The sequence below is a fragment of the Ruegeria sp. AF3 genome (genome assembly GCF_056536285.1).
The window spans coordinates 469,572-493,918 of sequence record NZ_JBQFJM010000001.1; the positions used below are offsets into that span (position 1 = coordinate 469,572).

The window sequence follows — 24,347 nt, forward strand, 5'->3', positions numbered from 1 at the left end:
ATTCAACCAAACAGACCGACCAAACAAACAGGTTCGGATTACAACAACAAATTTGTGCCCCTTACGCAGCCACAGCAACCGGAATTATCTGGCTTGTCTGCGCGGAAAGTTTTCAAACAAATACTACTACATAACTTTAACTATTTGTTTTTAATGTGTTTTTATGAGGCATATCACCAACAATCGGCACGGGACCAATCCGCGATTGCCTGACCGTTCAGTAAAAATCAACAACCATCCTGCTCACAATTGCGACCCGACTCAATTCATTGTTTCGAAAAAAGGCGATTCGCCGTATGTTAATAGGTTGTTAATTCAGGGTTAAAATTAATCTCCCGTGGATGTTATTACTTTAAAATATTTCAATCTTTGGTTGTTTTTCAGTTACCTTTGAAGGAGGTCACGCATTTCCTGCGATTCTATTCTGATTCCCGAGCTAATGCATTTTCGCCTGGCTTGCGCTCAAGAATATTGAGCGCTGAAAACGTCTAACCTATTTGGGGGAAATAATGACTAAATTCATGAAGAAGTTCGTTAAGAATGAAAGCGGTGCAGCAATTGTCGAATATGGCCTGGCTCTTTTGGTCGTGGCGTCGGTTGCTGTTGGCGCGTTCGATTACCTGGGCCGAACCACCAACACAAACGTGCTTGGTGCATGCGATGCTCTGGGTAGCCCGACCTGCTGACCCAAACACACTTACCAAAATACTGAACTCTGTGCCGCCGTGCCACTGTTGCGGCGCAGAGTTCACCGCCAGGAATTTCGCGAAAGCAAGACGACCGAAGTTCCATATTTCAGAACGTAATTGTTGGAGAGAGTGATGCGTATCAGGCCAATCATTTCTACACTGTTTGGAATTGCGATAGCGTCCGGTTCCGTTTACCTGGCGAAAGATCACATTCAGTTTAAGACAAGCACTGCCGGTGTTTCGCCAAGTGCCGATCTGGTTGAGATCTACGTGGCCCGATCAGAAATCGCTTTTGGTCAAACGATCGAAGCGCACGACGTCACAATTCATCCCTGGCCGCGCGAGGCGCTCCCGGCCGGAGTTTTCACGGACATTGATGTACTTGTTCCAAACAATCGCCGTCAGCTGCGGCGTGCCAAGGGCCGGTTCTATCCCGGCGAAGTAATGCTTCTTTCCAAGGTTTCGAACTTTGGTGAAAAAGTCACCCTTGTTCAGAAGTTGGGGGAAAACACACGCGCCATGGCAATCGAGGTCGATGCTGTAACGGCCGTGGGCGGTTTTGTTACCCCGGGCGATCACGTTGATATCGTCTTGACCCAAGGTGCCAAGCAGGACCTGCGCGCGGTCACCATCTTGCAGAATATTCGCGTCATTGGCGTAGACCAGCAGTCGGAAGAATTAAGCGATCAGCCTGAGGTCGCCCGCACGATCACGGTGGAAGTGACCCCGCAGCAAGGTCAACGTCTGGCCCTGGCTCAAAAGGCCGGAACCCTAAGTCTGACACTGCGCACCCTGGACAGCGTCGAGGATGAGCCCATGGAGATGGTTCGCCTGCGCGATCTTTTGCAGGAGGAAGGACCGGCAGAAAAGGTTGATATTCAACCCACTGTAAAGCTGCGCCGGGGAACCGAGACCGAGGTTGTGACCATCCAGCGGCAACAGGAAGAAGCGGAACAGGAAACAGAAGCCGCGCCAGCCGCCGAGTTGCAACCTGATACCCCAAAAGATGCGCACCTTGCGCCGGCGTCCGCGATGCCGCGCGTCAAACCCCGCATTCGCCCAATCACAGTCAGTCAGACACCTGGCCAATAAGTTCAGCCATGCGTGCACATGCAATCATATCCGCATTCGCCAGAGAGGAGAACGGCACCGTCGCGATCCTGTGGGGCACAGCTTTGGTCGCATTCCTCGGGTTCTTTGCGATCACGCTGGACGTTGGCCGGTTGAATTCGACACATGCAGAGCTGCAGTCATTTGCCGACAACGTGGCTTTGGCCGCAGCGGGAGAGTTGGACGGCCAACCAGACGCGATTACACGCGCCACAAATGCAGCAGCAAATCTTGTCAGCGACAGCCAGACCTTCGCGAACGGGGCAACCACGCTTTCAGGATCGTCGGATTATACCCTCTTGTTTCACTCGGCGCTTCCGGCATCGGATCTGACCCCGCTTGGCGCAGATATTACAACTGATCCACGGAAGGCCAGGTTCGCGCAAGTCGTGTTGACACCCAAATCCCTGACGATGAGCCTGGCTTCGGCGCTGGACAAGATGCTTGGAGGAGCTGGGTTTTCTGCTGCCAGTGTTTCAGCCGAGGCAGTGGCCGGATACTCGAAAGCGGCGTGCGATATCTCACCCCTGATGTTCTGCCTGCCCCCGAATTGGGAATCCACTTTGACTGTGGGCGACCAGATCCTGTTGCGCAGCGGCGGCAACGGAACGGCCTGGGGACCGGGTAACTTCGGCTTTATTGATCTGGCGAATTTCCAAGACAGCTCGGGTGTGTGTGCCGACGAAGGGGGCAATAAACTGGCCTGTCTGATCGCGGCGCAAAGCCAGATCACTCAATGTGTTCTGACCAATGGTCTGAACACCGAACCCGGCCAGAAAAACGGCATTACCAATGCGGCATTCAACGTCCGCTTTGACATCTACCGCTCGGTTCTCAACGGTGAGAAAAACAACATCGATTTCGCGCCCGCACCAAATGTGATCAAGGGGATTGAAAGCAACGGTGGCGGCGCTTGCATTCAGGGAAATGAACAGACGACCCCTGATACAACCGGCCTTGGGCGCGACCTGTGCATGACTGCGGGCACATGCGGCGGAAACAACCGTTTCGGCGACGGCAACTGGGATCGAATCGGGTACCTTAATCGAAACCACGATCTGGCAGATGGGCTTGCCGACGGCATAGGCAGCGACACGCATCTGCCCGCGCTGTCCGGGTCGGATACCGTTTTCGCCGGGACGCGGTACGGAATGTATCTGAGGGAAATAGCCTACGGAAATACAAACCCACACGCGCCGCCGAACGCAAACTCCATTCTGGACCCTTCGCTTGCTGAAACCGGCCGCCCGATGTGTTCCAGCCAGATGTCCGAAGACCCGGCGCGGCGCGTTGTTACGGCTGCTGGTGTTGATTGCGCGCAGAACCCGGTATCCGGTTCGACTACCGGAGTTCCAGTCACAAAATTTGTTGCCGTGTTCCTGACTGAACCGGTGGGTGATGACGGCGGCTCGCCCCCCAGTTTCGACATCCACGGAGAGGTCGTCGGTTTCCCCGATGTGACCGGTGTTGGCAGCGGCGGCAACGGGTTCGGCGGCATCTTTCGCGACGTCGTACAGTTGTATCGATAGGGGCAGAGTGTTCATGTGTATTCGCCTCAGATCCCCTTTCAAACGCTTCGCCAAAAACGAAGATGGTGCGATCCTTGTCGAGTTTGGCCTTGTCATGCCGATTATGCTGCTGCTGTTGGCAGTAACCCTGGAATCCGCACGCCTTATGTGGTCGTACCAGTCGGTCATTGCCGGGGTCCGGGATGCCAGCCGATACATGTCGCGCGTCACGCCCTCGGATATCTGTTCGTCTGGCGGAACAGTCGCGGGGCTCAGCACAACTCTGAAAGGGATTGTCGAGCGTGACATTCACGGCAACAGCCTGTTTCCGCCCAGCATAACGGTCAACTCGGTAACGCCCAGCCTGACCTGCGTGTCCGGTACGTATCGTATGAACCCGGCGCCTGTCGGTCAGGTAAGCGCCAATATCACCGTTCAGTTTCCGCTAGGGGGCATTCTGAAGCTTTTCGGCAGCGGTGCGTCATCGATAACCACCGACGTCGCTGACACATCGCGGATATTTGGCCAATGACATGGTTGCGGAAAAATCGCGCCACCTGGCGCCAGGTCGCGGACAAGGTGCTACGCGACCAAAATGGTGGGGTTCTTGTTGAATTTGCCGTGGTGGTGTCCCTGTTTTCCTTCCTGTTCCTGGCATTGCTGGACTTTGGTCGGCTATCATACAGCGGAGTGAACGCGCAGAAGGCGGCACAGCTGGCGGCGCGCATCGCTGTGGTGCGCCCTGCGGCATGTCCGGGTGTGCCACAAACCCACACGCGGGGAACATCCGCGTTGTCCCCTCGCTTTGGCACCCCATGCAGTGCGTCGGCTGGCGTATGTGCCGACCCGGTAACGCCACCTTGTACGGGTGACGCCGCCAACACCACAGCATCTGAAATCTGGGGGCGCATCAACCCGTTGCTGCCCCCCGGCACGACGATTGACGCCCTGCAGTTTTCCTATGATTTCAATTCCAATCTGGGCTTCCTGGGTGGCCCTTACACACCCATGGTCACGGTTGAGCTGAACCTGAATGATTTTCAGTTCGTGTCGCCACTGGCCGCGCTTGCAAACGCCGCGGGCGCGACCAGCAGCACAATTCCTTCAACAGCCGGGTTTTCCAATTTCAGCGTTTCGCTGCCTGCCGAAGACCTGGCATCAGGAGAGTCAGGTTAATGGTTAAGAACGTTTCCAATCTCAATTCACATTCTGTCATGCTTGTATCTGAAAGCGAAACCGTCGCTCAGGTGGTCGCCAATGCCTTTCCCGCCGGTCAAAATAATGAAATCTCAGAGAATGCGGGTTCTTTCAAAGCTTTGAACGGAACAGCACGCAATCTGGCATTCAAGCATGACCTGGTTATTTTCGAAATCGACCCCTGCGACGCGGGCGAGGTTCTGGCTGTCAAAGACCTGCTGACCCATCGACAAGACGACACCTTGTTTGTCGCGCTGACGCAGAATGACGTTTCGATCTCGGTCGCCCGCGAGTTGCGGAAAATCGGCATCGACGAAGTTCTGCCCCTGTCCATTGATGAGGATGGGCTGAAAGCTGCGGTAGCAGAAAAAATCTCCTCCCGATCACTTCCGCAGGGATTCATTCAAAATGGTCCCTCTGCCCTTGGCACCGTCATTCCGGTTGCAAAATCCCGCGGTGGGATCGGAGCGTCAACGGTCGCAGTCAACCTTGCCTGCTCGCTGGTGGGCGGGAAAGGATCCTTCCTGAGGAAAAAGGCGAAAAACCGCGTCGCGCTTCTGGATTTTGATCTGCAATTCGGAAACGCGAACGTGTTTCTGGATCTTGAAGATAACGGGGGATGCCTCCAACTCATCGAAAATCAGGAAGAGCCGGATGATCATTTCCTGACGTCGATCCTTCAGAACCATACGCTCGGCATTGATGTGTTGTGCGCGCCCGCGCCGCTGGTTCCGCTTCAATCCATACGACCGGGCTTGATCGAGGGGATGCTCGACCTGCTTCAGCGCCGGTACGACTATGTTGTCATCGACCTGCCCTGTGCCGTTGTGGAATGGGTCGAACCCATTTTCAAACGCGCGAACCAACTGGCGCTGGTAACTGACACCACGGTTCCATGCGTTCGCCAGACCCGGCGCCTGATCGATTTCTATCGCGAGGCGAACGTGGCCCTGCCGGTCGAGGTTGTCGTGAACCGCGAGCGGAAGACGTTGATCAAACCTGCACATGTTCGCGAGGCTGAAAAGGTGCTGGAAACGAAACTGAAGCACTGGCTGCCGGACAATCCCAAGATTGCGCGAAACGCGGTCGATCTGGGACGACCGATTGTGGACATGAAGCCGCATTCGGACCTTGGCAAGGCCCTGACGAAACTGGCTGCGTCCATGTCCGAAGGCACCCGGCCAGCCGCACAAAAAACTGTATAATGGGAGATCGCCGTGTTTAACGAGTACAAATCACGCCGGGCCGCGTCCAAGTCGAATGTGTTGGTTCTGGAACGGCCAATCGAGGTACCAAAATCCAAGGCAACACCAGAACCGGTGGACGTTGACCTGCAAGCGCATCTGGAGCTTAAAAGTCGCCTGCACAGCGAGCTTCTCGACCGTCTGAACCTGTCCGTGATCGACAAGGTCGAACGATCCGAACTGAAACGTCAGATCGCTGCGCTGGTTACCGGGCTGATCGAGGCCGAACGCCTTCATTTACGGTCCGAGGCATTTACAGCCCTTGTTGATGAACTCATTCACGAAGTGATGGGTCTGGGCCCTCTGGAACCTCTTCTGGAAGACCCGACCATCAACGACATTCTCGTCAACTCTTATGATCAGGTCTACGTGGAACGCTTTGGCCTGCTCGAGCAATCGTCCGTGCGCTTTCGCGACGAACGCCATCTGCTTCGGATCATTGACAAAATCGTCAGCCGGGTCGGCCGTCGTATCGATGAATCCCAGCCATGGGTCGATGCGCGTCTGGAAGACGGAAGCCGGGTCAACGCGATTATTCGCCCGTGTTCAGTTGATGGACCGGCGTTGTCGATCCGCAAATTCTCGCGCAATCCCCTGACCATCGACAAGCTGGTCCAGCGGGACAGCATGAACGAACAGGCAGCCAAGCTACTGGCTGCGCTGGTCGAAGCCAGGCTGAACATTCTGATTTCGGGCGGTACCGGTTCCGGCAAGACAACAATGCTGAACGCCGTTTCATCCTTTATCGACGGCAAGCAGCGTATCGTGACAATCGAAGATGCGGCCGAACTTCAGTTACAGCAAAGCCATGTCGTTCGCTTGGAAACCCGTCCCCCCAACTCGGAAGGTCAAGGGGTGATTACACAGCGGGATCTGGTGCGCAACGCACTCAGGATGCGGCCTGACCGCATTATTGTCGGCGAAGTCCGTGGTGCCGAATGCTTTGACATGCTTCAGGCCATGAATACAGGACATGACGGCTCCATGACGACCGTACATGCGAACTCGGCCCGCGATGCACTCAGCCGGGTCGAACAGATGGTGACGATGCTGGGGGCGGATTTGCCCGTCAGAACCATCCGGTCTCAAATCGCCTCGGCCATTCAGATCGTCCTGCAACTCAGCCGTCTGAGCGACGGGACACGCAGGGTCGTCAGTATTTCCGAAATCACGGGCATGGAAGACGACACGATCACGATGCAGGACATCTTTGTCTTCAAACGCCGTGGCAAGTCTGAGAATGGCGACGTTCTGGGAGAATTCCTGCCAACCGGAATACGGCCAAAATGCTTCGACCAGCTGGTAGCGGCTGGTGTTGATGTGGACACCAACATGTTTATTCACGGGGCAACGGCATCATGATTGACTTTCAGCCCAATACACTGAACATCCTGATCTATATTTCGATTTTTCTGGGAATTCTGCTCGCCTACGAAGGCGTTCACCAGCTTCTGGCGCGCAAGGAAACGCATGGCGAGGCCAGAAACCGCCGTATGAAACTGATCCAGAACGGGGCTTCGACGGATCAGGTGTTGCAGCTGCTCCGCGATCCGGCGATGCTGGCTGCTGGTGAAAAAGCCGGGCTGATTACGCGGTTTCGCCGTCTGCTTGTGCAAGCTGGTGTGGCGGTCAACCCGATTTGGGTGGTTCTCGCCGTCTCCCTTCTGGTTTTGATGATCTTTTTCGGGGCCTCCCGGTTCCTTGCCCTGGAACTGGCGGTCATTCTGAGCGCAGTTTTCGGCCTCATCAGCCCGATCATCCTGCTGGTCGCCGTGAAAGACGCCCGCGCGAAGAAACTGACGAAACAACTGCCTGACGCGTTAGACCTGATGGCCCGGGGGCTGAAAGTGGGCCACCCCGTCGCGGTGACGGTTGGAAACGTTGCCTCTGATCTACCGGATCCGATCGGGTCAGAGTTTGGCATCATCAAAGATCAGATCAACTATGGTGATGACGTCGCGACCGCCTTTCACGACTTTGCGCAACGGGTCGGAACAGAGGATGCAAAATACCTTGCCGTAAGTATCGGCATTCAGCATGGAACCGGCGGCAACCTGTCTCGCGTTCTAAGCATTCTGTCCCAGACCATCCGGGACCGGCACACGATGCAAAAGAAGATCAAGGCAATCTCTGCCGAAGGTCGCCTGAGCAGCCTTATCCTCACAATTTTGCCGGTCATCATTTATCTTTCGATCGAGGTCTCCTCGCCAACATTTTACGGCGACGTACGCAGCGATCCGCTGTTTCCGTATTTCGCCCAGGTGATCATTGGCCTGACAGTTGCCCAGGGTTTCATCCTGAAGCGACTGGTTAAATTCAGATTCTAAAGGGAATTGGGATATGGATATTCTTCAGGACATTCTAAACGATCCGCGCGTCACACCGCAGTTGATCCTGTTGGTCGGAATCGCCCTTAGTGTTTTTTTTGTCGTCATGGGCCTTTCCGGATTTGCGGCCAGTGAAAACACGGCAGCACGCCGCATGCGCGTTGGGACGGTATCACAAGGGCATGGGCAGGATTTTGACCTTATCCAGGGTGACAACAGCGACCCGCACGGGTTGCTGAAGGCCTTTGTCCCGTCGTCAAAACGCGAACGCTCCAAGATCGGCAAGCTTTTGAAACAAGCCGGAATTCGGCAGAAGCACGCCATTCGCACATATTATACCTTTCGGGTCGTCCTGGGGTTTGTGTTGCCTGCCGCGTTCGTAGCAACCATGGCTTTGCCAATCGAAACGCAAGTTCAGTTAGGGATCGCCGACCTTTTGCAGGGTGTTACGTGGGTTAACACAATGCAGGTCGTGACGGCACTGATGGTCATGGGCTTTTATGGCCCGGCACTGTGGTTGCGACGTCGAATAAAGAAACGCCGCCGGGCCATCGAACACAGCCTGCCAAACGCGCTCGACCTGTTGCAAGTCGCTATCGAGGCCGGGCTGGGCTTTGACGCGGCGATGATCCGGGTCTCGCATGAAATGGCCAAAGCAGCTCCGGAAATCTCGCAGGAGTTTTCGGTTCTTCAACTGGAGTTGCAGGCAGGCAAAGAACGTCAGGCCGCCTTTCTGGATATGGCGAACCGGGTCGGTATCGACGAGATGAATTCGTTCGCGAACGCCTTTTTGCAATCCAACCAGTACGGAACCAGCATATCCGCATCATTACGCCGGTTCGCCACTGACATGCGGCTTGACCGAGAGCTTCGCGCCCAGGAGAAGGCAAACCGTCTGCCTGTGCAGATGTCTGCCGTGATGGCCATGTGCATGATGCCTGTCCTATTGCTGATTTGTCTGGCACCAATGCTGATCAGGTGGGTCAACATGTTCGGGCAAGGGTAAAGCAGCGACAATGGTGTTCGCATAGCTGAATGCCTGGGAAACAGCGGACCTTAGGGGGTCCGCTTTTCTTTTGTTCCAACAGCTCTCGACTCCGGGCCAAGGGTCGGGCTATCAGCCCGAAACATCATTTCATCGCCGAGGTCCTGCCATGATCCCCAGTTCTTTTCCCGATAGCACTGAAATCGCTCGCCTGACGGCCCGGATGCTGCTGGAGATCAAGGCTGTCCACTTCAACGCGCGCGAGCCGTTCACGCTGGCAAGCGGCCTTCCCAGCCCGACCTATATCGATTGCCGCAAGCTGATCTCCTACCCGCGCATTCGTTCCACGCTGATGGATTTTCTGACCGTTACAGTAATGCGGGACGCGGGTTTTGAAGCCTTTGACAACATTGCGGGCGGCGAAACTGCGGGCATCCCCTTTGCCGCGATGGTGGCCGAACGTATGGCGCTGCCGATGACCTATGTGCGAAAGAAGCCCAAAGGTTATGGGCGCAACGCGCGTATTGAAGGCGCAATGAGCGAAGGTGAACGCGTGTTGCTGGTCGAGGACTTGACCACCGATGGTGGTTCGAAACTGTCCTTCGTCGATGCAATCCGCGAGACCGGTGCCACCTGCGGGCATACGGCTGTGATCTTTTACTACGGTATCTTCCCCGAAACCGAGAAGACGCTGAGCGACCATGGTGTGAAGCTGCATCACCTTTGCACGTGGTGGGATGTTCTGGCCGAGGCTAAGGCGCAAAAAGCCTTTGATCAGGAAACACTTGACGGGGTCGAGGCGTTTTTGAACGACCCGCGTGGCTGGCAGGACGCGAACAAAGACTGACGTTGCGCAAACCGTTTCTCATTCAGAAACATTACGAGTAAGCCTAACGCTCCATCCACAACATGTTGACGGGGCCCTGCCCCATCCTGCAATATGATGGGGTGGGAAGATATGCACAGGCTATCCCCAGAAAACATACAATTTGCGCCGACTCAGGGCGCTGCGTTATGGCCTCTGTCCAAGGGGCAAGAGAACAGCAATGAACGAGATCAGCAGTATCGAGCAGGCAGCGGCAAAGATTCAGAACGCCGAAACCATGCCGCATTCCATTGAGGCTGAACAGCAGCTTCTGGGTGCCATTCTGACGAACAACGACCTTTACGACCGGGTCGCTTCGATCATTGGGTCCGAGCATTTCTATGACCCGGTTCATGCCCGCATTTATGAGGTCGCCGCTGCACGCATTGCAAAGAACACGCTGGCCTCGCCTGTGACGTTGAAATCCTTCATGGCCGAGGATGAGGGCCTGAAGGAACTGGGCGGACCCGCCTATCTTGTCAAACTGGCCGGCGCGTCGATCAGTGCCTTTGCGGTACATGATTACGCCCAGATGATCTATGACCTCGCCATCCGGCGCGAGTTGATCCGCTTGGGCCGCGACATCTCCGACAAGGCCGCGCGGGTTGATGTAGCCAGCGAACCGAAAGAACAAATCGTCGAGGCCGAGCAACAGCTTTATCAGCTTTCCGAGCAGGGCCAGACCGAACAGGGGTTCCAGTCCTTCCTCAAGGCGGTCACAGAAGCCGTCAATGTTACCAACGAAGCCTACCAGCGCGGTGGCGGCATGGCTGGGATCTCGACCGGTCTGGTCGATCTCGACAAACAACTGGGTGGTCTTCACCCCTCGGACCTGATCATTCTCGCGGGTCGTCCGTCGATGGGGAAAACCTCGTTGGCGACCAACGTGGCCTTCAACGTGGCTAAAGCGTACAAACGCGGTCTGAAACCGGATGGTTCCGAAGGCGCAATTGACGGCGGGGTCGTCGGCTTTTTCTCACTTGAGATGAGCGCCGAACAGCTGGCCGGGCGCGTTCTGGCTGAGGCGTCCGAAATCTCCAGCCACAAAATCCGTCAGGGCGACATGACCGAGGCCGAATTCCGCCGTTTCGTGGATGCGGCCAAAGAACTTGAAGCCTGCCCGCTATTTATCGACGACACGCCCGCCCTTCCGATTTCTCAGCTTGCCGCCCGCGCGCGCCGGTTGAAACGTACGCATGGGCTGGACCTGCTGGTGATCGACTATCTGCAACTGTGCCGCGGCATGTCCGACAATCGGGTTAACGAGATTGCCGAGATTTCGATGGGCATGAAAGCAATCGCCAAAGAACTGAACATTCCGGTGATTGCCCTGTCGCAGCTTTCCCGCCAAGTCGAAAACCGCGACGACAAACGTCCACAGCTGTCTGACCTGCGTGAATCAGGCTCGATCGAACAGGACGCCGATGTAGTGATGTTCGTGTTCCGCGAAGAATACTACAAGGAACGTGAAAAACCCGGCGATCACGAGCTTGAGAAGATGGAAGAATGGAAGCAGGCCATGGAACGGCTTCACGGCAAGGCCGAGATAATCGTTGGCAAACAGCGCCACGGTCCAATCGGCACGGTCGAGTTGTCATTCGAGGCGCAATTCACCCGGTTCGGCAATCTTGTCAAACCCTGGCAGCAGGGTGGTGAAATCGAAGGTTATTGATCGCGAAAGGACAGCCTTGCCTGGGTTTTCCTGACCTTCATTTGATTGCTGGCAAAGCAAAAAAGGTTCTCTGAACCTTTCGCGCCATTCAGGATCTAGCGCTCGAACCGAGAATGGGTCCGCCCGCCTGTTTTCTGACAGATTGAACTCCGCACTCACCAAAGCGTCGGATTGTTCAACGCAGACACGCATAGCGACGGGCCGCTAAGTGGCGCAAGCGCCTGACCATCCAGCGACTGCCCCAGCCAGCCATGCGGATGGCTCAGCTTCAGCGGCGGTTGTGCAGTGGCCTCAGAAATCTGTTCAAAACCTGTTTTTCGATAGTAAGCGGGATCACCGTAGGTGAGCGCCACGTTCACGCCTGTTGTCCGCAGGCAATCCAGACCAAACGCGATCAAAGCCTGTCCAATCCCGGCTTTTTGCTTGTCTGTTCTGACAGCCATTGGCGACAGGATAAAAACCCGGCGCGCATCCTGTGGAAACAGCATTCGGGAAAAGATGGCACAGCCGAGCAACACCTGATCGCGTCGCGCGGTGCACACCATCAGATCCTGTGGTGGGGTGGTATCGATCAACTCTTGCACGAAAGCTTCGATAACAGCCCCCTCGTCCGGGCTTTCCGACGCCGAAAAAACTTCTGCGAAAAACCGGGCAGTTTCGGACGGGTCCGGCGTTTGATCGGTATAAAAATCCATGATTTCCTCGGCATATGCCGCAGCACCGTTTATTGCCGCGATGGGACGATCTTGTTCACAAGATCACTTTAACACCTATGTGAAGACAATCCTGAAAACGGCTTAACACAGCAGTAAGTCGCCAAAATGTCTGCTTTTTTGGGTGTTTTCCGCCGTATCTGTCGCTTGGTCGGCGCAATCTGTCGCGGAAAAAGCCCTTTCCCTCTTGACCTTGGACGGCGCAATGTCATGAACAGTCCCATGAGTACTGCACGTTTGACGATCAATCTTCAGGCCCTCGCCAGAAACTGGCGGGCACTCGACGCGAAAACCGGGGTTGAAACCGGCGCCGTTGTCAAGGCGGATGCCTATGGGCTGGGCGCAGGACCTGTCAGCGACACGTTGGCAGAAGAAGGCGTTCGCAAGTTTTTCGTGGCTGCCGCAGAAGAAGGCACAACCGTTCGCGGGGCAGTTGGCCCCGGCTCGATGATTTTCGTTTTTTCTGGACATATGGAGGGCGATGCCGATCTGCTGCGCGGCAACGACCTGATACCGCTGATCAACTCGCCGGAACAGTTTCAACGCCACACAGAGGCCCTGCCCGACCACCCGTTTGGTATCCAACTGGACAGTGGCATGAACCGGCTTGGTCTTGAACCTGCCGACTGGGCAGAGTTGCGCTCCAAAGCCGAAGCCTTGAACCCGGCGCTCATCATGTCTCATCTGGCCTGCTCGGACGAGCCGGACCTTCCGATGAACCAGCAACAACTGAAAACCTTCCGCGAGATGACTGATGGGGTCGCCGCGCCGCGCTCTCTGGCAGCGACGGGCGGGATGCTTTTGGGGCCTGAGTTTCATTTCGATTTCTGTCGCCCAGGCATCGGCCTTTACGGTGGCATGCCCTTTGCCGGTGCAAAACCGGTCGTAACCGTTGACCTTCCCGTCATTCAGGTGCGTAGGTTGGCCGTGGGCGAGACCGTGGGTTACGGAAACACCTGGGTGGCGCGACGGCCATCCCGGATCGCCACTGTTGCTGCCGGCTATGCAGATGGCCTGCATCGCGCCATTGGCGGCGGCATCGACACATTTGCGGGCGACCAACCCTGCCCGGTTGTTGGACGTATCTCGATGGATCTGATCACCGTGGACGTCACAGACCTGCCGAAAGACCCGGAGCGTCTGCGCATTCTCAACGGTCATCAAACCGTTGATGATCTGGCCGAGGCCGCTGGTACGATCGGCTATGAAATCCTGACATCAATGGGCAATCGCTATTCGCGGGGCTACGTCGAATGAACCCAATCAGCGCGCTGGGGGGGCTGGGCCGCACCGTGCTGGGCCTGCTTGCGGCCTTTGGCCGGGTGGCCCTGTTCGCGCTTGATGCAGTGTCGCACATCTTGCGCCCGCCTTTCTATCCGCGTGAATTCGGGATGGCCCTGCTGAATATCGGCTGGTTGTCCCTGCCCGTCGTCGGCCTGACCGCCATTTTCACCGGCGGCGCGCTGGCCTTGCAAATCTATGCGGGCGGTGCGCGGTTCAACGCCGAAGCCGTCGTGCCCCAGATTGTCGCCATCGGCATGGTGCGAGAACTTGGCCCGGTGCTGGTCGGCCTGATGATCGCCGCGCGCGTGACCTCGTCCATCGCGGCCGAGATCGCCACGATGAAAGTGACCGAACAGATTGACGCTCTGGTCACGCTCTCCACTCATCCGATGAAATACCTTACTTCTCCGCGTGTGCTGGCCGCGCTGATCACCGTGCCTGCGCTGGTCGCCGTAGGTGACGTTATCGGGATTGCGGGCGGGTACACTGTCGCCACGCAGAACCTGGGCTTCAACCCGGCGGCGTATCTGAAAAACACCGTCGATTTCCTTGAGATGCGCGACATTGTATCGTCTCTGGTCAAAGGCGCGGCCTTTGGCGTGATCGCGGCTATCATGGGTTGCTATTACGGCATGAACTCGGGCCGCGGCGCACAGGGTGTCGGTCGCGCAACCAAAGGGTCGGTCGAGGCCGCAGCCGTGTTGATCCTCGCCGCAAACTTTGTTCTCACAGGGGTGTTTTTCTCACTATGATCCGGATGGAGAACGTAGAAAAAGCCTTTGGTGACAACCACGTATTGCGTGGAATGAATCTTGAGATTCCCAAAGGAACCTCGATGGTCATCATCGGCGGCTCGGGCACCGGGAAATCTGTTGCCCTGAAATGTATCCTGGGTCTGATCAAACCCGACAACGGCATGATCTATGTCGACGGCAAAGACGCGTCCAAAGGCGACCGCGACGCGTTTCTGGCGCGGTTTGGCATGCTGTTTCAGGGCGGTGCGCTGTTCGACTCGCTGACCGTCTGGCAGAACGTCGCCTTCCGCCTGCTGCGTGGATCCCTGAAACGCCCCACCGAAGAAGCGCGCGAGATCGCAATCGAAAAACTGCGCCGCGTGGGCCTGAAATCGGACGTGGCGGACCGCTTTCCGGCAGAACTGTCAGGTGGCATGCAAAAACGCGTGGGCCTTGCCCGCGCCATCGCCGCCGAGCCCGAGATCATCTTTTTTGATGAACCCACCACGGGCCTCGACCCGATTATGTCCGGCGTCATCAACGACCTGATCCGCGAAATCGTGACAGAGATGGGCGCCACCGCGATGACCATCACCCACGACATGAGTTCCGTCCGCGCCATTGCCGACAACGTGGCGATGCTGCACGGAGGCGTCATTCAGTGGACTGGACCAGTCGGTCAAATGGATGCCTCGGGTGATCCTTATGTGGAACAGTTTATCAGCGGGAGTGCCGAGGGGCCGATTGAGGCGGTGCGGTGATGGCAGTGATGCTGGACAAATAAATCAAAAAAAACCATCGACGGAAATCTGACAGTTTCGCGTTAAACCAGAGCAACGTTATAGTTTGTCAGAGCTTCCCCATGCCCACTTCGTATTCTCGCGCGCAAATCGCCCTTCACTGGGTCATTTTCGTTCTGATCGCAATTCAGTTTCTCTTTCACGAGCCGATGTCTGATGCCTGGGATCAATTCGAACGCGGATTGCCTATCTCTATTCAAGCACCAGTTGCTCTCCATGTGCTCGGAGGGTTGCTTGTCCTTGCACTCGCGATTTGGCGGATTGCATTGCGCCTGACCCGCGGCGCGCCACCGCTTCCGGATAAAGAAACAGCCGCGATGAAGCTCGCCGCGCATGCCACGCACTTCTCACTCTATGCGTTGATGGTATTGGTGCCCGCCTCAGGTGCCCTGGCCTGGTTTGGTGGGATAGCAGCGTCCGCCGAAGTGCATGAGATCCTGAAAACGCTAATGCTTGTTCTGATTGTCTTGCATTTCCTGGCCGCCTTGTTCCATCAGTTCATTCTCAAAACCAATCTGATGGCTCGTATGAAGCGCGCAAGATAAACTACTGAACAAGCATCCTTGAACCCACGATCCAACACCGTAATGTCAGGCGGTCAAACATAATAGCGTTGGCCGCCATGATATTGCGTTTCGCAACCCTGTCACTTTTGGTTTTCTACCCCATCGCGTGGTTCGCCCCGCTGATGCGCGCAGGGTTTCTGCCGATCTTTGGCCTCAGCGAAATCAGCGTCATCACCGGCCTCCAGTCCCTGTGGAAATCTGACGTCTTCCTTGCGCTGATCGTCACCATTTTCGCCCTTTTCGCCCCCTACATCAAAACCATCGGCACGGCGCTGATCCAATGGAACCTGCTTGATGCCCGTGTGCAGCCTGCGCTCAACATCCTCGGCAAGCTGGCGATGGCCGACATATTCCTGATCGCGCTATACATCACGCTGGCCAAAGGCATCTCTTACGCCACTGTTGAGACCGCATGGGGTCTTTACCTTTTCACCGCCTGCATCCTTGCCTCCATCGCTTTGGGCATTCTCACTGAACGCCACAACAAAACCATCGCCCGGAGATAGAGTGCGGTGTACCGCTGACGACGAGGAAAGCCCTGCAAGGGCTTGAAGAACCGCCCGTCCTCGGGCACCAAGGCGTCATGGCAAAACCAACCTTCTCCTGCTCCGCCTGCGGCGCATCCCATTCCCGCTGGTCGGGTCGCTGCGACGGGTGCGGCGAGTGGAACTCGATCATACAGGACGTACCGCTGTCGGCAGGCCCAGCCAAGAAATCGCTGGGCTCGAAACGCGGGCGGTCGATGACGCTCACCGACCTGTCGACCGAGGAAACCCCGCCGCCCCGCACGCTCTGCGGAGTGGAAGAGCTGGACCGAGTGCTTGGTGGCGGGCTTGTTCCTGCATCTGCCCTGTTGGTGGGCGGCGACCCCGGCATCGGTAAATCCACCCTGTTGCTGCAAGCTGCTGCCCGATTTGCCCGTGCCGGCGTCAAGACGATCTATATCTCGGGCGAAGAAGCCAGTGCTCAGGTTCGCATGCGGGCGCGCCGCCTTGGGCTGGAGAACGCGCCGGTGCAACTTGCAGCCGAAACCAACCTACGCGACATTCTCACCACGCTTGAAGCCGAAAAACCCGGTCTGGCGATCATCGACTCGATCCAGACCATGTGGGCCGACAATGTCGACAGCGCGCCGGGGTCCGTGTCGCAAGTCCGGGCGGCTGCTCATGAATTGACCGCCTTTGCGAAACGGCACGGCGTGTCGATCATCATGGTCGGACACGTGACCAAGGATGGCCAGATTGCGGGCCCCCGTGTTGTCGAACACATGGTCGATACGGTTCTGTATTTCGAGGGCGAGCGCGGCCATCAGTTTCGTATTTTGCGGGCGGTCAAGAACCGCTTTGGTCCCGCCGACGAAATTGGCGTGTTCGAGATGACGGGCAAAGGGCTCGCGCAGGTCACCAACCCCTCGGCCTTGTTCCTGTCGGAACGCGGTACGCCCAGCCCAGGCTCTGCCGTCTTTGCCGGGATTGAGGGCACACGGCCCGTTCTGGTCGAATTGCAGGCCCTTGTCGCCCCGTCCCCCCATTCACAGCCGCGCCGGACAGTGGTGGGATGGGACAGCGGGCGGTTGGCGATGATCCTTGCCGTTCTTGAAGCGCGTTGCGGCATTCCTTTTGCGGGTCTCGACGTCTATCTGAACGTGGCCGGTGGGTTGAAAGTCAGTGAACCCGCCGCCGATCTGGCCGTGGCTGCTGCATTGCTGAGCGCACGCGAAGACACAGCCCTGCCCGCAGACACCGTCGTTTTCGGGGAAATCTCGCTGTCAGGGGCACTTAGACCGGCTCCGCAGACAGAAAACAGGTTGAAAGAAGCACAAAAACTTGGTTTCACAGCGGCAATAGCTCCGGCAGGTGGCAAAACCGGTACTGTGGCAGGTCTGACACTCACCCGACCCTCTGATTTGGTGGGGTTTGTTGGCGAAACCTTCGGAGCAGGTTAAAGTCGCGCCTTGAGGGGCAGAAAAAGAACAGGCGAGGGCCATGGAAGGTTTTACAATAATCGACGGGGTAGTTGCCCTGATCATCGTGCTGTCAGGCTTGCTGGCCTACTCGCGTGGTTTCATGCGCGAAGTTCTGGCCATCGCGGGTTGGGTTGCGGCGGCCGTTCTGGCGTTCATCTTCGCCCCGCAGGCTGTACCTCTGGTCAAGGAAATCCCGGTCGTCGGAGATTTCTTGCGTGACAGTTGTGAATTGTCTGTGATCACCGGGTTTGCAGCGGTCTTTGCGGTGGCGCTGATCGTGGTCAGTATCTTCACACCGCTGTTTTCATCGCTGGTTCAGCGTTCGGCCCTTGGCGGCCTGGATCAGGCTTTGGGGCTGTTCTTCGGCATCGCTCGTGGCATCCTTCTGGTTGCGATTGCATTCTTCGTTTACGACACCGTCATGACCGGCCAGTCTTACACAATTGTTGATGAAAGCCGGTCGGCCAAGGTGTTTGAACAGTTCAGCGGCCAGATTGAGGAACAAAACCCCGAGGCGGCTTTGGGCTGGGTTACGACTCAGTATGAACAGCTGGTCGCCAGTTGCACGGCAGGAAACGCTGAACCGGCAACAACTGCGCCTTCCAACGGCTGATAGGCAGTTCACCAATTCATGAAAGCCCGGCGCTGCCGGGCTTTTTTGTTGCAGATCAGACAAACCCCTCTCCACCGCACACGGTGCAGCGGATTGTTTTCAAGCCAAAGCATCCGTCACATCGACTGAAAACCGGTTTTCCAAAGATATCTCTGCTTTTGGCGACCTCGCCTGCTCCGTTACAGATCTGGCACGACGCGCGCCCCAATCCCCTGCACCGATGGCACCGCTGCCTGATCCGTTCCTGGTTCTTGTGAGGAGGTTTATGTTGCCACATTCAGGTCCCCCCGAGGTGCTGAGATTTAGCAGTTATGTATGCAATCAAATGCATGACAGCACATATGTTTGCGCATGTCACCATCTTCGTTTTTCTAAGTCGACATGCGCAAACTTGGCCTGCGGCATTTGGCTAATGTGATCCTTTGATGACAGCCACGCCAATAGGCATTATGTGGGGGCCAACCCGCCACGGAATCGGAGCCACCGATCTTGTACTTTCTGTATGAATGCGCGCTGATCGCAGTGATGGTCGCCCTAACGGCGTCTTGTTCCTGCGTAGCGAACATTTCCGCGCTGAAGATGCAGAAAGTCCGGTGCCGAACTGCGGTCAATCCTCGAATGAAATCGTCATAGAAGTTGGAGCCCCTTGAATGTGTGGGATTTTAGGAATCGCAAGCCGGACACATGATGTCTTTGCTGAGATCTATGACGGGTTGCTGATGTTGCAGCACCGGGGTCAGGATGCCTCCGGGATCGTGACCTACAACGGCGAATTCTTCCGGGAAAAGAAAGCCAATGGTTTGGTCAAGGACGTGTTCAACGCCCAGGATGCCGAAACCCTTCTGGGTCATATCGGCATGGGTCATGTTCGTTATCCCACGGCCGGATCACTCAGCGCGACCGAAGCGCAACCTTTCTTCGTGAACGCACCCTACGGTATCTATCTTGTTCACAACGGCAACATCACCAACACAGCGGAACAGCGCGAGAAAGTGACCGGGAAATATAGTCGCCACCTGCGCACCACATCGGATTCGGAAATCCTGCTGAACGTGCTGGCCGACAAAGTGGCTGACGCCATCAAGGTGAACGGCAATTCGGATCCGATCCGAAACATCTTTGCCGGTGTGAAGATGACGATGGAGCGGGTTCAAGGTGCCTACTCGGTAATCTGTCTGGTGGCTGGTGTTGGCATGCTGGCGTTCCGCGACCCATATGGCATTCGGCCCCTGTCGGTCGCAAAGCGCAATGTCGACGGTCAGGGGGACGATTATGCCTTTGCTTCGGAAGACGTGGCCTTTGGCATCAACAGTTTTGAGAAGCTGCGCGATCTGCGCCCGGGCGAGGCCATCCTGATCGACCTGAAAGGCAACATGCACGAGTTTCAGGCGGTCGAAGGCAAGCTGACGCCCTGTATCTTCGAGTATGTGTATCTGGCACGTCCGGATTCACTGCTGGACGGAGTCTCGGTTTATAAAACCCAGATGCGCATGGGACAGACGCTGGCGAAACAAATTCAGGACTCGGGCCTGGAAATCGACCGGATCATTCCCGTACCCGACAGCGCCCGCCCCGTGGCACTGGAAGCGGCTAAAATCACCGGCATCCCCTATCGCGAGGGGTTGGTGAAGAACCGCTATGTCGGGCGTACCTTCATCATGCCGGGTCAGGCCGAGCGACAGAAATCCGTGCGCCGCAAGCTGAATGCCGTTCCGCTGGAATTCGAAGGTCACAGCGTTCTGTTGATCGACGATTCCATCGTGCGGGGCAACACCATCAAAAAGATCGTTCAGATGTGCCGCGACGCTGGGGCAAAGAAGGTTTATGTGGCCAGCGCCTCGCCGCCTGTCAAATACCCCAATGTGTATGGCATCGACATGCCGACCAAGGCCGAGCTGATCGCAAATGGCAAAGAGATCGAAGAGATCCGTGAAGAGCTGGGCGCCGATGCGCTGTTCTATCAGCATTTGGAGGACCTGATCTGGGCCGCCCAGGAAGGCAACCCGGACATCCAAGGATTTGATTGCTCCTGCTTTGACGGCAATTACATTACCGGCAGCGTCAGCGCGGATTACCTGGACAGTCTGGAAAACAGCAGCCGTGTCAGCCAGAAACGCGCGGATATGCAGGTTCAGGGCGGGTCCTGGAATGCGGCCAAACTCGCCTCAGGCTGAAAGACCCCACCCATTTATGGCACGCCTGGATTCTGTTCAAACAACGAATCAAACCGTTCGACATACAGATAGGACAGCCCTGTTAAGTATGGCTCGCATCTAAACTGTTCCGCCGATGAGTGGAAATCTGCCACAACCCGGCGGTGAATCTTGCACGATCACAAGGGCTAACAAAAGGGTCGCTACGTCGTGAAGCGTTGTGTCTGTGAGGGTCTTTTGCTTACCTGATCGTTTTGTTATCGGGCGGCAACCACTCACACAAATAAGGGGTTCGGAACTCACGCCGGGCCACGGACCATGTCAAACACCAATGTCAAAAGCGCGGCCACGCAGCAGGGCGCGTTAAACAAGAACTCCGTTTCTGTCCTGGGAGTGTTCGGGCCCAAAACCGATCTGCACGCCTTGGTACGCCTGTCATCGGGCCGCGTGAAAGAGGTTGAACCCGGAAGCCGTGTCGCCTCGGGCATGGTAGTTGCAATTGATGAACAGGGAATCATGCTGCGACAAAGCGGCCAGACCAAGCGGATCGCCATTCCCGGCAGCTAATCGCGACTTGACGCCCCTCGCGCAGGGGTTCAAACCACAGCAATGACCGATCAGACAAAAATCGCCCTTATCACCGGGGCCTCTCGCGGGTTGGGCGCTGCGCTGGCCGAAGCGTTGGCACCTGAATACCATATCGTCGCCGTCGCCCGGACCACCGGCGGGCTGGAAGAGCTGGACGACCGTATCAAGGCGAAGGGCGGGTCAGCCACTCTGGCCCCCATGGACATCACCGATCCAAACGCCATGGCGACCCTGTGTCGTGGCATCCATGACCGTTGGGGTAAGGTCGACCTGTGGATGCACACAGCCATCCACACATCAGCACTGACGCCGGTGCATTTTGTTGACCCCAAGGAATGGGCCAAGGCGATCAACACAAATGCAAACGCGACCTCGGTTCTGATTCCCTATGTCTCACCCCTTCTGGGCGAGAGTGGCCATGCGGTGTTTTTTGACGATCCGAAGGCTGGCGAGAAGTTTTATGGCATCTACGGTGCCACCAAGGCCGCGCAGATGGCTCTGGCCCGCAGCTGGGCCGTCGAGACTGAACGCACCGGTCCGCGGATTTCGGTTGTCGAACCCGCGCCGATGCCCACGGCCGTCCGCGCGCGGTTTCATCCCGGGGAAGACCGGAGCGTTCTGAACAGCACCAAGGATGAAGCTGCGCGGATTCTGACACTGCTGTAGGAAATGGCCCTGGCGGGCCATGCCTCTGGCGGGGATATTTGCAGCCAGGTGAAGCCGGGATCAGGCGATATGCACGCCGTTGCGCCCGGCCAGATCGACGAAGAATTGCCAGGCGACACGGCCAGAGCGCGACCCGCGCGTGGCTTGCCACTCAATTGCCTCGGCGCGCAGGGTCTGTGCATCAACGGAAACGCCATAGGCGGCGCAATAGCGGTCGATCATCGCCAGATACTCGTCCTGATCGCAGGGATGGAACCCAAGCCACAGGCCGAAGCGATCCGACAGCGAGACTTTTTCTTCGACCGCCTCGGAAGGATTGATGGCGCTGGACCGTTCGTTTTCGATCATATCCCGCGGCATCAGATGGCGGCGGTTCGAAGTGGCGTAGAAGACCACATTTTCCGGCCTGCCTTCAATGCCGCCATCCAGAACAGCCTTGAGAGATTTATAATGCTGGTCATCGTGGCTGAACGACAGGTCATCGCAAAACAGTATGAACCTGTAGGGTGCTGCGCGCAGATGGTTCAGCAACCGTGCGACCGTTCCCATATCCTCGCGCTGCAATTCGACCAGCTTTAGATCGGCGTAATCAGCGCTCAGTGAGCCGTGCACGGCCTTTACAAGGCTCGACTTTCCCATCCCCCGCGCCCCCCAGAGCAGCGCATTATTTGCCTTGTACCCTGCTGCAAACCGGCGCGTATTGTCCATCAACGTGTCGCGAGAGCGATTGATGCCGACCAGGAGATCCAGATCGACCCGGTTGACATGCGTAACAGGTTCCAGTCGTTCCGGTTCGACATGCCACACAAATGCTGGAGCAACGGCAAAATCAGGCGCCACCAAAGGAGCCGGTGCCATGCGTTCCAACGCCTCGGCGATACGGTTCAGGGCTTGGTCATCCATGTGGGCCTCCGGTTTTGTCTTGAGGGGTTCAAAGCACGTTCCAATTGGCACAACAAGAGTTTCCAATGGAAAAGGCGCGCCATTGGATGGCGCGCCCTTTTGTTTTCGTCGGCAGACTTACTTGTCGTCTTCGAACTCCTGCATCAGGTCATCATCCGCTTCCGCTTCATCATCGTAGTAACCGTCAGCGCGCAACTGGTCCTCGCGTTTCTTTTCAACTCGCGCGACCAGGAAGATCGAAATCTCGTACAGACCGTACACCACCACAAACAGAATGATCTGCGTAATGACATCCGGTGGTGTGACGACTGCGGCCAGAACCAGAATGCCGACCACCGCATATTTTCGAACAGCGCCCAGCCCCTCGGCACTGACCAGTCCTGCCTTCCCCATAAGGGTCAGGAGAACCGGCAACTGGAAACATAATCCAAAGGCAACGATGAATTTGATCGTCAGGTTCAGATATTCCTGGGCTGAGCCTTGAAACACCACACTCAGCGGTGCCGCGCTGACCCCATCGGCCACGGCTTCACCCTCAGCCCCGAATTGCTGGAACCCGAGGAAAAAGTCATAGGCCAGAGGCGTGACAACGTAGAAGGCAAAGCTTGCGCCCAGAAGGAACATAAAGGGCGAAGCAAGCATGAATGGCAGGAACGCGTTTTTCTCGGACTTGTAGAGGCCCGGTGCCACAAAGCGCCACATCTGCATCCCGATATAGGGAAATGCCAGAATGAACCCGCCCAAGAGGGAAACCTTGATTGCAACAAAAAACCCTTCCTGTGGCGAGATGAAGATCAGGCCACAATCCTGCCCGCGCTCGGCCAGAACGTCACACAGGGGATTGGTCAGGAAATTGAAGATCGGCGTCGCCACCGAAAAACAGATGATCATACCGATCAGAAACGCCACAACGCTGTGGATCAGCCGTGTGCGCAGTTCGGCCAGATGTTCGATCAACGGGGCCGAAGAATCGTCAATCTCGTCGGTTTTGCTCATGTCTTGCTTTCAGTATTCAGCGCGGCTTCGGCCTCTTCTGCCTTGGCCAGCGCATCGGCTGCTTCCTTGGCTTTGCGCTCGGCGGTGGCACGGGCGGCTGACGCCTGAACCTTTTTGGCCTGCTCGGCCCGCTCGGCCGCCAGTTTACCCGTTTCGCTTTCAGGGTCGAACTTTGTGGGATCGATGCTTTTCGCCATCTCCTGCGCGGCTTGCTTGACACCGTCCATGGCCGATCCCACAGGGTTCACGGCAGCGTTGAGACCTTTCTTGATCTCATTCACCCCTGCCTGATCGGCGGCTTCGTTCATGGCGCTGCTGAACTCGCGCGCCATTCCGCGCGCCTTGCCGACAAAACGCCCGACATTGCGGAACAGCACCGGCAGGTCCTTTGGCCCCACAACGATCAGGGCAACGATGCCGATTACCAGAAGCTCGGTCCAGCCCAGATCAAACATCTGCGCTTACGCCTTGTCTTTCTCGGCTTCAGGTGTGACGTCCTTGGCCAGTTCAGAAGCGTCCTTTTCCAGCTCTTCCGAACCGTCCTTCACACCCTTCTTGAACGCAGTGATACCTTTGCCGACTTCACCCATGAGCGAACTGATCTTGCCGCGTCCAAACAGAACCAGAACCACAACGGCGATAAGCAGCAGGCCAGGAAGGCCGATATTGTTGAGCATGTCTTTTCTCCTTTTTCGTCGGCACGTTTGCGCGCCGGGAACATGATCTGACTCAGTCTTTACGCCTCGATCGCTGGTCTCAAAAGGGATC

At 56.7% G+C, this 24,347-nt stretch carries 26 protein-coding genes; 21 read left to right on the forward strand and 5 right to left on the reverse strand.

The window, feature by feature from the left end:
- Positions 1 to 521: 521 nt before the first annotated feature.
- From ACR3FC_RS02295 to ACR3FC_RS02345, 11 genes are all read left to right on the forward strand, one after another.
- On the forward strand, positions 522 to 686 hold the full coding sequence (locus ACR3FC_RS02295; protein ID WP_480473096.1) for a Flp family type IVb pilin: 165 nt from the start codon (positions 522 to 524) through the stop codon (positions 684 to 686).
- Positions 687 to 821: 135 nt separating this feature from the next.
- A complete protein-coding gene (gene cpaB / locus ACR3FC_RS02300; RefSeq protein ID WP_480473098.1) occupies positions 822 to 1,781 on the forward strand; it encodes a Flp pilus assembly protein CpaB in 960 nt (319 codons plus the stop codon).
- An 8-nt stretch (positions 1,782 to 1,789) separates the two neighbouring features.
- Complete coding sequence (locus ACR3FC_RS02305; RefSeq protein WP_480473100.1) at positions 1,790 to 3,328, forward strand: pilus assembly protein TadG-related protein; 1,539 nt, start codon at positions 1,790 to 1,792, stop codon at positions 3,326 to 3,328.
- Between the two features lie 13 nt (positions 3,329 to 3,341).
- Entirely contained in the window at positions 3,342 to 3,839 is a 498-nt protein-coding gene (locus ACR3FC_RS02310; protein ID WP_480473102.1) for a TadE/TadG family type IV pilus assembly protein, read from the forward strand.
- Positions 3,836 to 4,483 (forward strand): TadE/TadG family type IV pilus assembly protein, encoded by a 648-nt coding sequence (locus ACR3FC_RS02315; protein WP_480473104.1) that lies wholly within the window; start codon positions 3,836 to 3,838, stop codon positions 4,481 to 4,483. The genes ACR3FC_RS02310 and ACR3FC_RS02315 overlap by 4 nt, the downstream gene beginning before the upstream one ends.
- Positions 4,483 to 5,709, forward strand: coding sequence for a CpaE/TadZ family protein (locus tag ACR3FC_RS02320; protein ID WP_480473106.1), 1,227 nt, complete (start codon positions 4,483 to 4,485; stop codon positions 5,707 to 5,709). Before ACR3FC_RS02315 ends, ACR3FC_RS02320 begins: the two co-directional genes overlap by 1 nt.
- Positions 5,710 to 5,721: 12 nt before the next feature.
- Positions 5,722 to 7,110, forward strand: coding sequence for a TadA family conjugal transfer-associated ATPase (locus tag ACR3FC_RS02325; protein ID WP_480473108.1), 1,389 nt, complete (start codon positions 5,722 to 5,724; stop codon positions 7,108 to 7,110).
- The gene (locus ACR3FC_RS02330; RefSeq protein ID WP_480473110.1) at positions 7,107 to 8,075 is read left to right on the forward strand and encodes a type II secretion system F family protein; all 969 of its coding nucleotides are present in this window, start codon (positions 7,107 to 7,109) and stop codon (positions 8,073 to 8,075) included. The genes ACR3FC_RS02325 and ACR3FC_RS02330 overlap by 4 nt, the downstream gene beginning before the upstream one ends.
- Before the next feature lie 13 nt (positions 8,076 to 8,088).
- Positions 8,089 to 9,081 (forward strand): type II secretion system F family protein, encoded by a 993-nt coding sequence (locus ACR3FC_RS02335; RefSeq protein WP_480473112.1) that lies wholly within the window; start codon positions 8,089 to 8,091, stop codon positions 9,079 to 9,081.
- Between the two features lie 148 nt (positions 9,082 to 9,229).
- Positions 9,230 to 9,907, forward strand: a complete 678-nt coding sequence (locus tag ACR3FC_RS02340; protein WP_480473114.1) for an orotate phosphoribosyltransferase — start codon at positions 9,230 to 9,232, stop codon at positions 9,905 to 9,907.
- Positions 9,908 to 10,106: 199 nt separating this feature from the next.
- Complete coding sequence (locus ACR3FC_RS02345; protein WP_480473116.1) at positions 10,107 to 11,597, forward strand: replicative DNA helicase; 1,491 nt, start codon at positions 10,107 to 10,109, stop codon at positions 11,595 to 11,597.
- A gap of 155 nt (positions 11,598 to 11,752) precedes the next feature.
- On the opposite strand, the gene ACR3FC_RS02350 is transcribed toward ACR3FC_RS02345, so the two are convergent.
- Positions 11,753 to 12,292: a GNAT family N-acetyltransferase gene (locus ACR3FC_RS02350; protein WP_480473118.1), complete on the reverse strand. Its 540-nt coding sequence runs from the start codon at positions 12,290 to 12,292 to the stop codon at positions 11,753 to 11,755.
- A gap of 240 nt (positions 12,293 to 12,532) precedes the next feature.
- Here ACR3FC_RS02350 and alr point away from each other — a divergent pair, with 240 nt between their 5' ends.
- The 10 genes from alr to ACR3FC_RS02400 all read left to right on the forward strand — a co-directional run bounded on the left by alr (position 12,533) and on the right by ACR3FC_RS02400 (position 21,680).
- The gene (gene alr / locus ACR3FC_RS02355) at positions 12,533 to 13,567 is read left to right on the forward strand and encodes an alanine racemase (RefSeq protein ID WP_480473120.1); all 1,035 of its coding nucleotides are present in this window, start codon (positions 12,533 to 12,535) and stop codon (positions 13,565 to 13,567) included.
- Positions 13,564 to 14,346 (forward strand): MlaE family ABC transporter permease, encoded by a 783-nt coding sequence (locus tag ACR3FC_RS02360; RefSeq protein WP_480473122.1) that lies wholly within the window; start codon positions 13,564 to 13,566, stop codon positions 14,344 to 14,346. Before alr ends, ACR3FC_RS02360 begins: the two co-directional genes overlap by 4 nt.
- Entirely contained in the window at positions 14,343 to 15,089 is a 747-nt protein-coding gene (locus ACR3FC_RS02365; protein ID WP_480473124.1) for an ABC transporter ATP-binding protein, read from the forward strand. Before ACR3FC_RS02360 ends, ACR3FC_RS02365 begins: the two co-directional genes overlap by 4 nt.
- A 101-nt stretch (positions 15,090 to 15,190) precedes the next feature.
- Entirely contained in the window at positions 15,191 to 15,673 is a 483-nt protein-coding gene (locus ACR3FC_RS02370; RefSeq protein WP_480473126.1) for a cytochrome b, read from the forward strand.
- A 77-nt stretch (positions 15,674 to 15,750) separates the two neighbouring features.
- Entirely contained in the window at positions 15,751 to 16,200 is a 450-nt protein-coding gene (locus ACR3FC_RS02375) for a paraquat-inducible protein A (protein WP_480473128.1), read from the forward strand.
- Between the two features lie 77 nt (positions 16,201 to 16,277).
- Positions 16,278 to 17,639, forward strand: a complete 1,362-nt coding sequence (gene radA / locus ACR3FC_RS02380) for a DNA repair protein RadA (RefSeq protein ID WP_480473130.1) — start codon at positions 16,278 to 16,280, stop codon at positions 17,637 to 17,639.
- 40 nt (positions 17,640 to 17,679) lie between these two features.
- Entirely contained in the window at positions 17,680 to 18,273 is a 594-nt protein-coding gene (locus ACR3FC_RS02385) for a CvpA family protein (RefSeq protein ID WP_267364181.1), read from the forward strand.
- A 650-nt stretch (positions 18,274 to 18,923) separates the two neighbouring features.
- A complete protein-coding gene (gene purF / locus ACR3FC_RS02390; RefSeq protein ID WP_480473132.1) occupies positions 18,924 to 20,447 on the forward strand; it encodes an amidophosphoribosyltransferase in 1,524 nt (507 codons plus the stop codon).
- Positions 20,448 to 20,744: 297 nt separating this feature from the next.
- The gene (locus ACR3FC_RS02395; RefSeq protein ID WP_480473134.1) at positions 20,745 to 20,993 is read left to right on the forward strand and encodes a hypothetical protein; all 249 of its coding nucleotides are present in this window, start codon (positions 20,745 to 20,747) and stop codon (positions 20,991 to 20,993) included.
- A gap of 42 nt (positions 20,994 to 21,035) precedes the next feature.
- The gene (locus ACR3FC_RS02400; protein ID WP_480473136.1) at positions 21,036 to 21,680 is read left to right on the forward strand and encodes an SDR family NAD(P)-dependent oxidoreductase; all 645 of its coding nucleotides are present in this window, start codon (positions 21,036 to 21,038) and stop codon (positions 21,678 to 21,680) included.
- A gap of 60 nt (positions 21,681 to 21,740) precedes the next feature.
- On the opposite strand, the gene ACR3FC_RS02405 is transcribed toward ACR3FC_RS02400, so the two are convergent.
- From ACR3FC_RS02405 to ACR3FC_RS02420, 4 genes are all read right to left on the reverse strand, one after another.
- Positions 21,741 to 22,583: an ATP-binding protein gene (locus tag ACR3FC_RS02405; protein WP_480473138.1), complete on the reverse strand. Its 843-nt coding sequence runs from the start codon at positions 22,581 to 22,583 to the stop codon at positions 21,741 to 21,743.
- Between the two features lie 117 nt (positions 22,584 to 22,700).
- Positions 22,701 to 23,579 carry a twin-arginine translocase subunit TatC gene (tatC, locus tag ACR3FC_RS02410; protein ID WP_480473140.1) on the reverse strand — a complete coding sequence of 293 codons (879 nt, stop codon included), beginning with the start codon at positions 23,577 to 23,579 and terminating at the stop codon, positions 22,701 to 22,703.
- Entirely contained in the window at positions 23,576 to 24,034 is a 459-nt protein-coding gene (gene tatB, locus ACR3FC_RS02415) for a Sec-independent protein translocase protein TatB (protein WP_209503728.1), read from the reverse strand. The genes tatC and tatB overlap by 4 nt, the downstream gene beginning before the upstream one ends.
- A 6-nt stretch (positions 24,035 to 24,040) precedes the next feature.
- Positions 24,041 to 24,256, reverse strand: coding sequence for a twin-arginine translocase TatA/TatE family subunit (locus ACR3FC_RS02420; RefSeq protein WP_480473142.1), 216 nt, complete (start codon positions 24,254 to 24,256; stop codon positions 24,041 to 24,043).
- Positions 24,257 to 24,347 lie beyond the last annotated feature (91 nt).